The organism is Xenophilus sp. Marseille-Q4582, assembly GCF_916700565.1.
Lineage (GTDB): Bacteria > Pseudomonadota > Gammaproteobacteria > Burkholderiales > Burkholderiaceae_C > Xenophilus.
This window is the reverse complement of the sequence record NZ_CAKAKO010000003.1, coordinates 756,983-769,234: the sequence shown is the minus strand read 5'-3', so window position 1 is coordinate 769,234 and position 12,252 is coordinate 756,983. Positions and strand designations below refer to the sequence as shown.

Here is a 12,252-nt window from a genome sequence, read left to right as displayed (position 1 = left end):
TCTCCAGAAATGGAAAAGCCCGACTAGCGGGCTGTTGTCGGGGGAGGGCGGGGGTCAGAACGGCGGGTCCTCGAAATCGGCGTCTTGGCGCCGGTTCTGCGGCTTGCTCTGTTGACGTTGCTGCGGCTGCCCGCCCTCGCGCTCCTTGGGCTCGTTGAGGTAGGCCCAGCCATCCCAGCCCACAGGCACGCCCTCCAGCTTGAGCATGGGGCCGTTGCGCGTCTCGATGATTGCGCCGATGGTCATGTAGCGGCTCTTCTCGTTGCCGTCACGGTCGGTGTATTTGCCGGTCACGGCGGTCACGTCGTACTTCTTGCTCATGCTGGTTCCAGTTGGTTGTGTTCGTTCGCTGCCAGAGCCATGCTCAGCGCGAACTCGTACTCATCGACCTTCTTGGCGAAGGCGAGCATGTCGGACTCGAGCGCTTCGATGGCTTCTTCGTCGCGTTCGATCCGGTGGATGACCATGTGCTTCAGGTCGGGGCACCACAGCACCAGATCGACCCACTTGCGGCCAAGCAACCAGAGATAGCCCAGGCACTGGTCCCGGTATGCACTCAAGTCGTGCTCGGCGACGGCTGTGAACAGCGTGTCGCTGCTGACCATTGTTTTGATCTCCAGCACGCCGTCTTCGTCGATCAGGCCGTCAACCGATCCGCCGAAGAGACCGTCGGCCGTTGAGAAGAAGCCGACCTCTTCGACCATGTAGCCCGTTTTCGCTTCGTATCGCGCGCGCGCGACGGGCTCCTGTTCTGTCCCAACACGCATTGCGGCGCTCTGTGGCTTGCTTGGAGCGCTGCCGCCCAGCCGTTCACGTGCTAGGTCCCGGGCATAGTCGAGGCATGCTTTGCTCGGGTGGCCGCTCTTCAGCTTGTCGCGAGCGTCGCGGAACCGGCTTCCCGTGATGACACCGCGTCGCGCCTCATGCCATTCGTCAGAACCCTGCGGATGATTGAAGAAGTTGACCATCATTTCCCCCAGCCTCTGGTTTGCAGCTCCGAGATGTAAGGCACAGAGACGCCAAATTTCGCCGCAAGCTCCGCGGCCACACCTTTTCTTAACTGCTTTACTCCAGGCCCGCGGTACGACCTGATTTCTGAGACCGCTGCTGCTGTCAGCTTTGCGCCGCCGTGCTTCTCGCCTGCCGCCTGTCTTCGCTTCGCAACCTTGTCGTCGTTGTTTTGCTTGTGGGTGGCGACAAACAAGTGACTGGGGTTGCAACATGCTGGGTTGTCACAGCGATGGCAGACCGCCATCCCAGCGGGAACATCGATGCCGGAGAGAAGCAAGGCAACCCGATTGGAGGGCTGGTGTCTCCCGTCCAGCCAGAACGCGCCATAACCCTCTTCTTTGCGACGTACAGAGGCGGTCCAGGGCCAGCATTCGTCGGCGCCTCGTCTATCTACCTTGGACCAGAATCGGTCCGAGAGAGGAGGTGTCTTTGCGGCTTTGGCCGCGCGAGCGATACGTGCAGCTTCCGCCCGGTTCATTGCGCCACCTCCACGGCATCTTCTTTCACCTCTACGTCGGTTGCCTCATCCTTAGCCCGCTGCGCTTGCAGGCGAGCCTTGTGCGCCTTGCATGCGGCCTTCAGCGCGTCGTGAGCGGGCAGGTTGTTCGCCAGCTTGCCGTTGTGCTCGGCCCAGTAGGCGTTCAGTTCCTCGACCGTCTTGGTGTTGCGCGCGCCGTCAATGATGGGCTGAGGGTCAATCGTGGCCGGCTTGGCAACCACTGCCAGCCCTTCGCCGCCTTCGGTGTTCAGGTGGTGGATCGCCTCATCCAGACGATCTGACTTCGGCCAGTACTTGTAGGCGCGCTTCACGACCGTCTTCTTCGCCATCTCGCCGTAGTCGGTGTCCCAGGGTGACGACTTGCCGGCCTTCACCGACTCGGAGCGGTTCTTGATGGCGTCGATGTCTTCGCGGCTCATGCACTCGGTCAGGTAGTCGCCGCTGTGCGTCTTCACGACCACGTAGGCGCCGACGATGTCGCCCCGGTCCTTGGAGAACGGGTTGAATGAGTGGGTGGGTGGCTTGTCGAAACCGTTCAGGGTGAACGCATCGCTGGAGTAGACCAGGTCCGCCTGCGCCCACATGATCGAGCCCGACTGGATGGCCAGGTCGATCAGGCCCATGTAGCTGATGTCAAGGCAAATCTTGCCCTTGCGCGGCACCAGGTAGGCCTGCTTTTTGGCAGGGTTCAGGCTGATGCCGATGGCGGCAATGTTGGTCACTGCGTTGACCACGGACTGCCGGTCGTTCGCGGCCAGCTTTGCCACGTAGTCATTCGCGGTGAGGATCTGGATGGCGAACCCGGCCTCGCGCTCGAAGTTCATCGAGCGGTCGGCCAGCACGTTCTGGAAGCTGTCCTCGGCTCCGTAGACGTAGTTGGAGATCGTCTGGATGGCGTTCATGCATCACCTCGCAAACGGGTTGAAAACGATGTGGCCCAGCACAAGCCCGATGGCCAAGCTGATGCCGAAAGCCACCATGACGATGACGGCGAAGGTGACCCAGGACACGGGCTCGTACGCCGCCTGCAACATCGCTGTGTGCCGCTCGTGCCGCGCGTTGTGGTCCTGCTGGCTGCCGATCTCAAGCTCGGCCAGGGCGGTTGGGGAGAGATCGCGTCTCACATCGTCCTCGCTTGCTTGGCCTGCTGTTCACGGATGCGCTCAAAGGTGGCGCGGATGTTGGTAGCCGCTGCGGGCACGTACTGGAAGCGCGGATCCATCAGTCCGCCGATGGGCTTCGGCTCGGGCTTGGTCACTGCGCGCAGGCGTCGGGCGGGCTTCATGCAAACCTCCAGATGACGAACAGGGCAAGAGGGGCGCATGCGAACAGCGCCCAGTCGTGGGCTTGGTAGTTCACGGTTGCGCCTCCCCGGTGGCTTTGGCGATCAGGTTCTCCAGATCGATCACGTCTTCGTGATCCAGCAAAACCTGTCCACGGTGTTTGCGCTTGATCTGGCGGATAGCGAAGGCCAGCAGCTCAGGCGCGGCGGCGATCAGGCGGGCGTCATCAATCACCGAAGGAATGCGCTTGTCATCGTGAAAGATGGTCTCGTTATTGGCAGCGACAACGCTGATGGACGTCGCCGATTCTTGGACGCGCCACGGCGCTGGAGAGTGCTTCTCGGTCATCAGCAAGCCTCCGAAGGGATGCGGTTGTCCGTGCGGGCGCGCGCAGCCTCGATGCGGTGGTGCCGCTCGGCCGCTTCCTCGATCTGCTTCTTGATGGGGAAGACCAGCTCGGTCACGTCGAACGGGCCCAGGTAGGCGCGCTCGAGGTACATGCCGCCCACGTCGTCCACCTCCATGAAGCACAGCAGGTCCGCCGGCGCCTCCGCGTCGTAGCGGTACTCGTACAGGCCGCGGCGCTCGGGCTCGTCCTTGCGCCACTGCGAAGCCGCGAAGTGCAGCGCGTCGGCCACGTACTCGCGGTACGACAGGTCGGCGCTGAACGCGTCATCCGTCGCGCCCACTGCGAGGCACATCTTCTGGTCGATCAGCGCGCGGCGCTTGTTCTGCAGCGGGGCCTGTGCACTGCGCAGCGCCGCCAGCTGCTCGCCCATCGCGTCGAACGCGGGCAGAGGGAGGGCGGCGGTCATGCGGCACTCCCGAGAGCCTTCGCGATGGCGGCGCGACGTTTGTAATGGCTGTCACCGCGTGCAACACGATTGGAGTGATTGCTCGACTTGATTGCATTGCTGTGCGACGCACCGCGTGAAGTTCTTCCATGCCGTTCGCGGTCATCGGCGTTTTCTTTCCGCGTGCCCCATGCCAAGTTGTCGGCGTGGGGGTTCAACTTGTTTCCATCAAGATGGCGGACCTCATGCTCTTCGCTGGGCCTTGGTGGGAGGTGATGAATCGCCACCAGTTTGTGAACCGCATAGCGCGTCCTCTTTCCGCCTATGGTCAGTCGAACGGATGGATAGCCGTCATCGTTCAAGTCTTGGCTCAGTTCTCTTCGCCCCAACCCTCTCCAGTTGGACGATACCGAGAATACGCGGCCATCGCGCTCCACTTCGTAGCCCGGCGTGTGCTTTGCTTCCATGCTCTGCTCCAGAAAAGACGAAGCCCGCGACGGCGGGCTAGTTGATTGATCGGCCACTTCCCCCAAATCGCGCTATCTCTTGCTGCCAGCGCGCGCGTAAGCACCACACCCCTTGTGCTCGGGAAGGGCGTGGGCTCATTCAGGGGCTTGTTGCCGCGCGGGTCCGGGGTCGCGGCTGGAGGAGTTGCTGGCTCCCGTGAAGATGAATGCCTAATCGCTGCGGCTGGTGCGCTCCCCCGGAAAAGCCAGAGGCCAGCTATCCGCTTTCGGCAATTCGGTGAGGTCATGCGTAGATGACCCAGATCGCGCACAGAAGCGCGAGGCAGACGGTGATACATGCGCCGTAGATTGGGCGCAGGTGCGGCGCGATGAAGATCAGCGCCGCAAGCAAAAGGAACTCGCCCGTTTTCATGCTTGCTTTGCAGGGCGGTGGGGTTAGGCGATCAGCCTCTGTTGACCGCGCCGTTCCAGTTCTTCGGGGCTTGGTTCGGTCTTGCCGGCGCGCACGGGCCGCATAGACTGAGGCCGGAAGTAGGTGCGCATCGCCTTGAGCCAAGCTTTGTAGGCCCAGCCACGTCGCTCGCAGAACGGGTAGTTCTTGCGGCAGTGCTTTTCCAGTTCGGCCTTGCTCATATCGGGATGAGCCTTGACCTGCTCAGCTATCCATGCGGCGCTGTCGTCTGTCCAGCTCATCACTCTCTCCTATAAACAGAGGGACCGAGATTGGTCCTGGTTGGGGGTGGGCTCATTGAAGCGGGCAGGGCGCTACGCCTGCTTGCTGTTTGGCGGAACATTAAGTGGCTCCATACCGCCTGTTGGCGCCCGCACGGATTTGCTTCCAGAATTTGCGTGTCTGCTCTCCACGCCGCCGCTTCAATGAGTCCACTCTTGCGAATGGCTCGCAGGGATCAGATCAGCGCCCACTCGCGGCGGGGCTTGGGCAGCTTCGGCCCTTGCCGGGCCTGATCCACCGTGTCCCATGCGTCTTCGGCGAGTGTTTGCACATAGCCGTTCAGGGCCTCGCCCCACGAAGGCACGCGCTCGGCATTGCTGGCCGCCGTAGTGACGGCCGTCAGCACATTCCCCCACATCGCGTTGAGCTTGTGGATCGCCTCTTCCAACGTGAATCCACGATTGACGAAGATGCTCAGTCCGATCACGTAATCCTCGACCTCCGAGGGCTTGCGGCCCATCAGCTCGGCCAGGGCGGCGATCTTTTCTGCGTCCATGCTGTTCTCATGTAAACCTGAGAGCACTCCGCGAATGCGCTCAGATTTCGCCCCTGTTGCCAAGGGCTGTGCGGACATCTCCCCGGCGTACCGGGCTCCCGCTGCGATCTGGCATCGCTTTGCTGATCAACATCAGCGCCGTGTTCCGCTGCTTCCAATCCCCACCCGGGGCAACAGCGGTTTGGCTGCTTCCTGTTCTTGGCGCATGCCGCCTCAACTCACTCTCTCGCCGTGGTCCGCGCCTTGCCATCAGAGGCCCAGGATGTCAGGTTTTGGCGAATGGATTGAGGGAGGCGGCGACAGCGATACTTGCTCTGGCTGCGCAAACAGCCAGGACGACCCTTTGCGGGGCCGTTCAAGGTCCAGGGACCGCCGGCCCCCTTTGCTGGGACAAGCCCGCATGGCCTGGGCCGCTTCCGATGGCCTATTCGCGGTAAGCCGTCGGACGCGCTAGCAAGGGCGCGCAACAAGTTCATCGGGCACATCAACGTCCCGTGGCCACGGGCATCACATAGGAAACCCTATGCGCTGCCTAGTGAAGGTGAGCATCGTGGTGGATGTGGCGGCATGCCTTCGGGCAATCGCCATCATCCTGTCCATGATGCTGTGACCTAGTGGGGCGGGTGGTTTCGGCCACCCGCTGCCCGCTGAAGCCTGCTGCGCCATCACAGCGCCGCCTCTCTCAATCCATCAGCCTGTTAACGATCCAAGAACACCGGCCGATCCCTGGTGCCCATCGACTGCGCCCTTCCGGACTAGCCCCGCCTGGTGGGATGGGGTTTGTGTGTCGATGGGTGAATTACACCAAGCGGTGACATAGCTGTCAACACCACATGGTGTGATTCGAGGAAGATTTTTGTAACTGACGCGTTTGTGCCGTCGGCAGCAAGGATGCGCTACCCTCCCTCCATGCCCCGCACCCCACCCGCGCGCGAGGGCTGGACGAACGACAGCGCCGCCGTTTGGGACGCTGGGGGTGGTCGCAGAAGTGAGCCGGACCGACAATCAAAGCATGGACCCTCAAGAAATCACCCCGGAACTGCAGGTCGAGATCAAGAACGTCCGGCCCATCGAACTGCTGGACCTGACCAACAGCCTCAGTGCCCTCACTGTCGAGTTTGGGGAGTACATCGCCAAGCACCATCCGGAGGTGGATGCGGCTGATGTGAAGCTGTATGTCCACGAGGTGCGGGCTGGCAGCGTGATCGCGACATTGGCTGCCTTGTCGCCCACGCTGATGCAGGGGCTGAGCTATGCGGTCACGGTCGGTGACTTCGCGGAGCACTTACGCAACGGCTTCGACTGGCTGCTCGGCCGGACTGAGAAGGCCGGCGAGCCGTCGACGGCCAGCAATCTGTCGCAGATCGTCGAGCCAATCGCCAAGGATGCGGGCTCGCAACTGAACATCGGCAGCCTGACGGCGAGCAACGGCGGGGTCATCAACATCAACTTCTCCGACGCCAATACCGTGCAGAACACAGCCCGGCGCTTCATTGATAGCCAGCGTCAGGCCAGCAGCGGCATTCAGGAGAAGGTCCTGATGCACTGGTTCCAGGCCCGCGCCGACTCATCTAGCAAGGTTGGTGATCGGGCGATCATCGAGACGATCAGCAAGAAGCCGGTGAAGACGGTCTGCGCAACTGACTCGCTTAAGGCCAGGATGGTGCTGTCCGAAGTCAACCCGTTTCAGGAGGCTTTCGTGGTGGACGTTGTCGTGGAGACGGTAAATGGCAAGCCGGCCATGTACAAGATCATCGGGCTGCACGACCGATTCCTAATGGATTGACCCTCCATGCCCCGCCCATCCCTCTCGCCCCGGAAACTGCAAGCCCTGCTGATCGAGCGCATCGAGGCCTTGCCAGGCATGTCCGGCCAGGTCACGGACGTGCACACGCTCGGAATCCGGTGGGTAGACGCCGGCCCAGGGGAGCCGAATTGGTACGTGCCGCGCGGGCCGCAGAGGGATGACTACCGCCTGGACGTGGCCCGGGTCATCAAGCAGATGCAGCTTGAGTACGACATGGACACGGACTGAGCGGGCGCAAAAAAGCCCGCCGAAGCGGGCTGTGTGGGGCATGGCTGGACGAACGATCAGTTGTATTTGCCGCAGCGCAGCACGGTTGTTCGGGTAGGTCCTACGTTCGGGCCTACCGAATGGGGCAAAATCAGGTGTTTACAGGCACTGTAAGCACACGCTGTGAAGCGTCCTGAGACTGTCTTTCAAACGACTCGTGAGAGTCGAGAACAGGAGTCTGATATGTATCGAGTTGGGTTTCCGGGATGGAAGCTGGCGGCTCGCTTTGGTAGGCCGCTCGTTTTCAACATTGAAGTGTTGAAGGATGAAGAGGCAGGGGTCTTTGTGGCGACTAGCCCTGATTTGCGGGGCCTTGTGGCCGAAGCAGCCACCCTTGAAGAACTGTTCCATGAGGTGCGCCTAGGCGCTGACGCGCTTATCACCGAACAAGTGCACGGGCGTGCCAAATCCGAGGCCAGGCTGGCTTGGAGTGGAGAGTTCTGCCCCGCATGAGGAGCTACTACCCTCAAGTTATAGCCATGCTCAAGGAGCATGGCTTTTCTTTTGATGGGGCAGGCAAAGGCTCCCACGAGTTCTATCGCAAGGGCGCAATCAGGGTGATGGTTTCATACAACTGCTACTCTCGCCACACCGCCAACGGCATCATGAGAGACGCGGGCATCACGCACAAGTTCTAAGGCCTCCTAGGGGCCTTTTCTTTGCCTACCTAAACGACTCCGGCACAACCAGCCTCACCCCGCCACCTTCCCGCCCTTGGGGTAGCTCATGCGCTGCCTCAATCCGTTTCGCAGTCGAAGCCGCCGCGGACTCGGCGGCAGGAGGTGCGCGACTTTTGACCGATGGAGTCGATGCGGTCCTGAAGCTCCTGAACGGCTTTGCGATTCGATTCCAGTAGCGCACCCCTTCGCGCATCCGCTGCGTCAGCGATCTCGGCGCGCTTCGTGTTGTATTGCCCGTACGTCAGCTCACCGTTGTAGATCTGAGCGGTGAGGCGAGTCACCTCCGAGTACTCGCGCTGATACTCGGCAGAGATGTTCCCGGCAACGTAGTAGTTGCGGAACTCTCGCCCGGCTTCGAAGCATGCATTCCGATCTGCGTCCAGCTGTGAAAGCAGGGCCTTTTCCGCTTCGGTGGGCTTGGTCTGATCCGCAAACATCGCGAGGGTTGCGCGCTGAGGGAACTTGCTGAGCGAAACCTTGCTGCGCAGGGGCTCGTATTTGGGTGCTTGGTGCAGCTCGGTGAGGCAGTTCTCCGTCACGTCGACTTTAGCGACAGGGGGCGGCGGGGGCTTCATCATCCCCACGCAGCCGCTCAGGGCCAGTGCCCCGAAAGCCAAGACGACCAATCGAATCATTCCCATCTCCGTAGTTGAAACTCGATGTTACGCACTCGTAGGGGTCGTGCAACCTGTCAATGCTCACAGCTTGGCGCCCATCCATACGGCCCGGCCTATAACCCGGTCGCCATCCTCGAGAGGTCGGTCCGGGTTCCCGTCCGGGTTGTCCGATCTGGCAATCCATGCTTCGCCGACCCTTATCAGCCGCTTGACGAGCAAACCGTCAGACGTCGCCAATGCATAGATCGCGTTGTTCTTGGGCTCCTTGTTCGCGATATTGATCAGCAGCACAGCGCCGTCCGTGATGGTGGGCTCCATGCTGGTCCCCGTGACTGTCACGATCTTGGCGCTCGCGCTTGAGGCGCCGCAAGACATCAAAAAGTCACGCCGGAACTGCAGGGCGCCATCTGCTTCGACCACCTCAGGGTGAGCGCCCGGCCCAGCAGATACCCGGACGTTGACTCTCTCGACCGCCACGAATGGGTCAATGCCGTGGTCATTGTCCAAGTAGTACTTTTCAAGCCCAAAGGCCTCCTCGATCTCCCGCGCTAGATCAGCCGAAAACGACTTATCGCCGCGCAGCAGGTCGCTCCAGAAACTGCTGCCCTTTGGCAGCCTGCGCTCTAGTTCGGATGGCGAACCACGCTCCGCAGACTTCCGGCTGGTCCAGCCTTGGGCAACCATATAGGCATTGAGCCTGTCCACTCTGGCTCTGGCTTCCGTCTTCATGGGGCGAGTACATCAACCCAATGTCACTAAACGGTGTTGACAGCGAATGTCACCCGATGGTGTAATTCGCGCATGGAACTGAAGCTCTACTTCTTCGCGATGTCGCCTGAAAGCCGTGAGTCTTTCGCGAGCAGATGCGGCACCACGCTGGGGCACATGCGAAACGTCGCATACGGCTATCGCGAGCCATCGACCGAGTTGGCCGTCGCCATCGAGCGTGAGTCGAATGGCGAGTGCAGCCGGCGTGACATGTTCCCCGACACCTATCCGGCGAAGTGGCCCGAGCTGGCCACCGAGAAGGAGGGCGCATGAGCACGGTCCGCTCCCCGGACATGCGCGACGCCTTGGCGCGCATTCGATCTGGAAACAACCGGGCAGTTCTCGATGGGGCGATTGCCCTGACCCTTCGTTGGGGACAGATCGCGGGTCGCAGTGTTCGCCATCCCATTCGGCCGACTGAGCTGCTGGAGCTTGACCCCACAGGCAGCAGCTTGCTTGCTGCTGCGGTCGAGCTCCGCGAATTGCTAGCCCAAAGCCCGCAAGGTCGGCAGGCCCTGCGTGATTTCGGTTTTCAGCCATTCCTTGAGCACATCGAAGGTGAATGACATGCCTGGCTTGAGTACGTTGGCCTTCGCCTTCTTCCAGAGCGTGTCGTCGCGGATCGCATCCGTGAACTCGCACCCCGCCCAGGTCAGCCTGAACACAAAGGCATACCTCGCTTCGGAGGTGCCCACGCCATCCTGCGCAATTGCTTTGATCAGCCCCGCTTCCTGCAGCCATATGACGTGCGTCACAAAGTCTTCCTCTGCGACCCCTTCCAAGGCCGTCAGCTGCTCGCCATACGGCAGCGCCGCAGTCTCCAGCGCGATGCGCCGGATCAAGTCCATGTCTCGCTTCATTGGTCGGCTCTCCGGTGTTGAGTTGGGCCAGCAGATTCTCTCCCCCGAGAAGGAGGCGAGCCATGGGTGACATCCGCACGCTGGCTGATTTGCGCGACGCCGTGTACTCCTTGCAAAAAGCGGTGGACCAACTGTCTGGTGCGTCCGAGCCTCTGGGTGAGCGTTCCATCGAGCTGCGCCCCGGCGAGTCGCTGACCTTTGCCGATGGCACGCGCGTGTTTGTGCGCTGCGCCGATGGCGACGCTGACCAGCCTGCCGCAACGGACCCGAGCACGCCGCCGCCGATCTTCGGCGGGGTGAGAAACATGCGCGTCTTTGGCGAGAAAGGCCCCGAGCTTGAGGCGACGGCGCCCTCCAGGCTGTACAGCAAGGGCGAACTGATCGCCGACATCAGGCGGGCACGGCAGGAGTTGGCCGCGATCCAGTCTCGCGTTGAACAGGGACGCAGTGAGGCGGCCGAGATCGATCCGAGCGCAGGCGCATCCATCCCGGCAGACCAAGTGCCCACGCTCGCTGACGTGCTCGCAGAACTGCGGGCGGCCCGCGCGCTACTGGAGCGCCAGACCGCCGTGCTGGCATGGTCCCAACTTCTCCAGCGCGACCCGTTCAGTCCTTCGCAGCTTGACCCTGCACAAGCTGCGCAAGAAGCGCATTCGACTGCTCTTGCAGCTCGATCAACCGCTTCAGGGTTAGACCTAGCTCGCGTTGATTCGCTGTCACCGTCCGTGCGAACTCCGGGAAGTCCTTCAGTGGGTTCGGCGCAAGAGGCACGCGAGTGAATTCCATGTCGTTCATGTTCGCCCCTCCAGGGGATGGTTGTTGTGGTGACGCCATTCTGCCCCTGGAGGGCGCGGGCACCCACACCGGAATCTGACCCATGGCCGCCTTCATCGCCACCGCCTTGCTGACTGCCTTGGCCGTCGCCGCCCTGATCGACCTGGCTATCCAAGTCAGGCGCGAGCCCAACGAGGGAGAGGCTGAGTAGGGCTGAGGCATGTACGTGTTTCATGGCCTCTATTTTTTTGCCTCCCATTGATAACTCCAGATAAGGACTGATAGCAGATGGCATCAACCGTTATCACTGCCCTCCGCGCCGAGAAGAAGGACCAACTTACGCTGGACTTCACGCCTGGGCTGACGGATCGTCACCTGTCGCTGCGCGACTGCATCGCGGCGGGCGTCTACCAGCGTGGGCTCGGGCGCGTCGCCATCGATCTGAATCAGGCCCCCGGAAACCTTTCCGTGCAGTTGAGCGAGGACCCGTCCCGCAACTTCTCGGTGGACTCCCTTGAACGGTACATCGAGAAGACCGGGGACACGACGCCCGTGATGTATCTGGTCGAGAAGTTCTTGGCGCCAGATGCCCGCCCGAAGAACGCCAAGCAAGTGCAGGTCATCAAGGACCAGATGATCGAAATGATGCGGCAACTCGAATCGCTGGGGGCCGCATGAGGTTGCGCAGAGACACATGGGAGAAGTTGCTTCGTCGGTGGTCGGACATGCCCGAGTCGGCGGAAAGAAATCTTCTGTTGGCCGTCATGGCGCAGGCCATCGCTGACGAGCAATCGGATGCGGAAAATCAAAAAAGGACCCCCGACTTCCGGAGGGGATTCTTCGTCAATGGCCTCAAGAGTTACTGCGCGGCCGCCGGTGTTGGGCACAACTACTTGATTGAGCAGTTGGAGCGCGCCGTGGCATTTGAGGAGGCCGCATGAACGCCTTCCAGAACACCACCGGCCCCAGCATCGCGCGCACTGACACGCAGTTGCGCCGCTCGAATCTCTCGCTGGCATCGCGCCGTCGTCGCACCCGCAAGCTCATCACGACCACCGTGAAGGCTGGGCCGTACACGCTGGCTCCTATCGGTCGGCTTCCGTCGCAGGCAATCACTCAGGCCTGAGCAATCCATGAACAAGCTGGCCTACATCGCAGCCTTCCTGCGCTACCTGTGGATTCACAGGTCGTGGTCG

General features: G+C 61.6%; 24 protein-coding genes. 9 read left to right on the top strand and 15 right to left on the bottom strand.

All coding sequences use genetic code 11. The annotated features are described in order from the left end of the window. Nucleotides 1-54: 54 nt before the first annotated feature. The 12 genes from LG388_RS14245 to LG388_RS14195 form a co-directional block, all read right to left on the bottom strand. On the bottom strand, nt 55-321 hold the full coding sequence (locus LG388_RS14245; RefSeq protein WP_225783379.1) for a hypothetical protein: 267 nt from the start codon (nt 319-321) through the stop codon (nt 55-57). Then, nucleotides 318-971, bottom strand: a complete 654-nt coding sequence (locus tag LG388_RS14240) for a lambda exonuclease family protein (RefSeq protein ID WP_225783378.1) — start codon at nt 969-971, stop codon at nt 318-320. Before LG388_RS14240 ends, LG388_RS14245 begins: the two co-directional genes overlap by 4 nt. Beyond that, complete coding sequence (locus LG388_RS14235) at nt 968-1,255, bottom strand: HNH endonuclease (protein ID WP_225783601.1); 288 nt, start codon at nt 1,253-1,255, stop codon at nt 968-970. Before LG388_RS14235 ends, LG388_RS14240 begins: the two co-directional genes overlap by 4 nt. 230 nt (nt 1,256-1,485) lie before the next feature. Continuing rightward, a complete protein-coding gene (locus tag LG388_RS14230; RefSeq protein WP_225783377.1) occupies nt 1,486-2,412 on the bottom strand; it encodes a recombinase RecT in 927 nt (308 codons plus the stop codon). 3 nt (nt 2,413-2,415) lie between these two features. Further along, nucleotides 2,416-2,634, bottom strand: a complete 219-nt coding sequence (locus tag LG388_RS14225) for a hypothetical protein (protein WP_225783376.1) — start codon at nt 2,632-2,634, stop codon at nt 2,416-2,418. Next, nucleotides 2,631-2,795: a hypothetical protein gene (locus LG388_RS14220; protein ID WP_225783375.1), complete on the bottom strand. Its 165-nt coding sequence runs from the start codon at nt 2,793-2,795 to the stop codon at nt 2,631-2,633. Before LG388_RS14220 ends, LG388_RS14225 begins: the two co-directional genes overlap by 4 nt. 70 nt (nt 2,796-2,865) lie before the next feature. Then, nucleotides 2,866-3,141, bottom strand: a complete 276-nt coding sequence (locus tag LG388_RS14215; RefSeq protein WP_225783374.1) for a hypothetical protein — start codon at nt 3,139-3,141, stop codon at nt 2,866-2,868. Then, complete coding sequence (locus LG388_RS14210; RefSeq protein ID WP_225783373.1) at nt 3,141-3,608, bottom strand: hypothetical protein; 468 nt, start codon at nt 3,606-3,608, stop codon at nt 3,141-3,143. The genes LG388_RS14215 and LG388_RS14210 overlap by 1 nt, the downstream gene beginning before the upstream one ends. Next, nucleotides 3,605-4,054 (bottom strand): HNH endonuclease, encoded by a 450-nt coding sequence (locus LG388_RS14205; protein ID WP_225783372.1) that lies wholly within the window; start codon nt 4,052-4,054, stop codon nt 3,605-3,607. The genes LG388_RS14210 and LG388_RS14205 overlap by 4 nt, the downstream gene beginning before the upstream one ends. A gap of 283 nt (nt 4,055-4,337) precedes the next feature. Next, a complete protein-coding gene (locus LG388_RS26690; RefSeq protein ID WP_255632172.1) occupies nt 4,338-4,466 on the bottom strand; it encodes a hypothetical protein in 129 nt (42 codons plus the stop codon). Nucleotides 4,467-4,489: 23 nt separating this feature from the next. Next, on the bottom strand, nt 4,490-4,747 hold the full coding sequence (locus LG388_RS14200) for a hypothetical protein (protein ID WP_225783371.1): 258 nt from the start codon (nt 4,745-4,747) through the stop codon (nt 4,490-4,492). Nucleotides 4,748-4,962: 215 nt separating this feature from the next. Further along, nucleotides 4,963-5,283: a hypothetical protein gene (locus LG388_RS14195; protein ID WP_225783370.1), complete on the bottom strand. Its 321-nt coding sequence runs from the start codon at nt 5,281-5,283 to the stop codon at nt 4,963-4,965. 1,012 nt (nt 5,284-6,295) lie between these two features. Between LG388_RS14195 and LG388_RS14190 the strand changes: the two genes are divergently transcribed. The 4 genes from LG388_RS14190 (at nt 6,296) to LG388_RS14175 (ending at nt 7,995) form a co-directional block, all read left to right on the top strand. Further along, nucleotides 6,296-7,069, top strand: a complete 774-nt coding sequence (locus LG388_RS14190; RefSeq protein ID WP_225783369.1) for a hypothetical protein — start codon at nt 6,296-6,298, stop codon at nt 7,067-7,069. Nucleotides 7,070-7,075: 6 nt separating this feature from the next. Continuing rightward, complete coding sequence (locus LG388_RS14185) at nt 7,076-7,318, top strand: hypothetical protein (RefSeq protein WP_225783368.1); 243 nt, start codon at nt 7,076-7,078, stop codon at nt 7,316-7,318. A gap of 222 nt (nt 7,319-7,540) precedes the next feature. After that, a complete protein-coding gene (locus tag LG388_RS14180; RefSeq protein WP_225783367.1) occupies nt 7,541-7,810 on the top strand; it encodes a DUF1902 domain-containing protein in 270 nt (89 codons plus the stop codon). Next, nucleotides 7,807-7,995 carry a type II toxin-antitoxin system HicA family toxin gene (locus tag LG388_RS14175; protein WP_225783366.1) on the top strand — a complete coding sequence of 63 codons (189 nt, stop codon included), beginning with the start codon at nt 7,807-7,809 and terminating at the stop codon, nt 7,993-7,995. The genes LG388_RS14180 and LG388_RS14175 overlap by 4 nt, the downstream gene beginning before the upstream one ends. A 98-nt stretch (nt 7,996-8,093) precedes the next feature. On the opposite strand, the gene LG388_RS14170 is transcribed toward LG388_RS14175, so the two are convergent. Both LG388_RS14170 and LG388_RS14165 read right to left on the bottom strand, forming a co-directional pair. Beyond that, on the bottom strand, nt 8,094-8,672 hold the full coding sequence (locus tag LG388_RS14170) for a hypothetical protein (protein WP_225783365.1): 579 nt from the start codon (nt 8,670-8,672) through the stop codon (nt 8,094-8,096). Between the two features lie 63 nt (nt 8,673-8,735). Further along, nucleotides 8,736-9,383 (bottom strand): S24 family peptidase, encoded by a 648-nt coding sequence (locus tag LG388_RS14165; protein ID WP_225783364.1) that lies wholly within the window; start codon nt 9,381-9,383, stop codon nt 8,736-8,738. 72 nt (nt 9,384-9,455) lie between these two features. On the opposite strand from LG388_RS14165, the gene LG388_RS14160 reads away from it, so the two are divergent. Further along, on the top strand, nt 9,456-9,695 hold the full coding sequence (locus LG388_RS14160; protein ID WP_225783363.1) for a YdaS family helix-turn-helix protein: 240 nt from the start codon (nt 9,456-9,458) through the stop codon (nt 9,693-9,695). A 212-nt stretch (nt 9,696-9,907) separates the two neighbouring features. On the opposite strand, the gene LG388_RS14155 is transcribed toward LG388_RS14160, so the two are convergent. After that, nucleotides 9,908-10,282, bottom strand: coding sequence for a DUF2513 domain-containing protein (locus tag LG388_RS14155; RefSeq protein WP_225783362.1), 375 nt, complete (start codon nt 10,280-10,282; stop codon nt 9,908-9,910). 62 nt (nt 10,283-10,344) lie between these two features. Between LG388_RS14155 and LG388_RS14150 the strand changes: the two genes are divergently transcribed. The 4 genes from LG388_RS14150 (at nt 10,345) to LG388_RS14135 (ending at nt 12,182) form a co-directional block, all read left to right on the top strand. Continuing rightward, entirely contained in the window at nt 10,345-11,061 is a 717-nt protein-coding gene (locus tag LG388_RS14150; protein WP_225783361.1) for a hypothetical protein, read from the top strand. Between the two features lie 283 nt (nt 11,062-11,344). After that, on the top strand, nt 11,345-11,734 hold the full coding sequence (locus LG388_RS14145) for a hypothetical protein (protein ID WP_225783360.1): 390 nt from the start codon (nt 11,345-11,347) through the stop codon (nt 11,732-11,734). Nucleotides 11,735-11,781: 47 nt separating this feature from the next. Further along, nucleotides 11,782-11,997: a hypothetical protein gene (locus tag LG388_RS14140; RefSeq protein WP_225783359.1), complete on the top strand. Its 216-nt coding sequence runs from the start codon at nt 11,782-11,784 to the stop codon at nt 11,995-11,997. Next, nucleotides 11,994-12,182, top strand: coding sequence for a hypothetical protein (locus LG388_RS14135; protein ID WP_225783358.1), 189 nt, complete (start codon nt 11,994-11,996; stop codon nt 12,180-12,182). Before LG388_RS14140 ends, LG388_RS14135 begins: the two co-directional genes overlap by 4 nt. Nucleotides 12,183-12,252 lie beyond the last annotated feature (70 nt).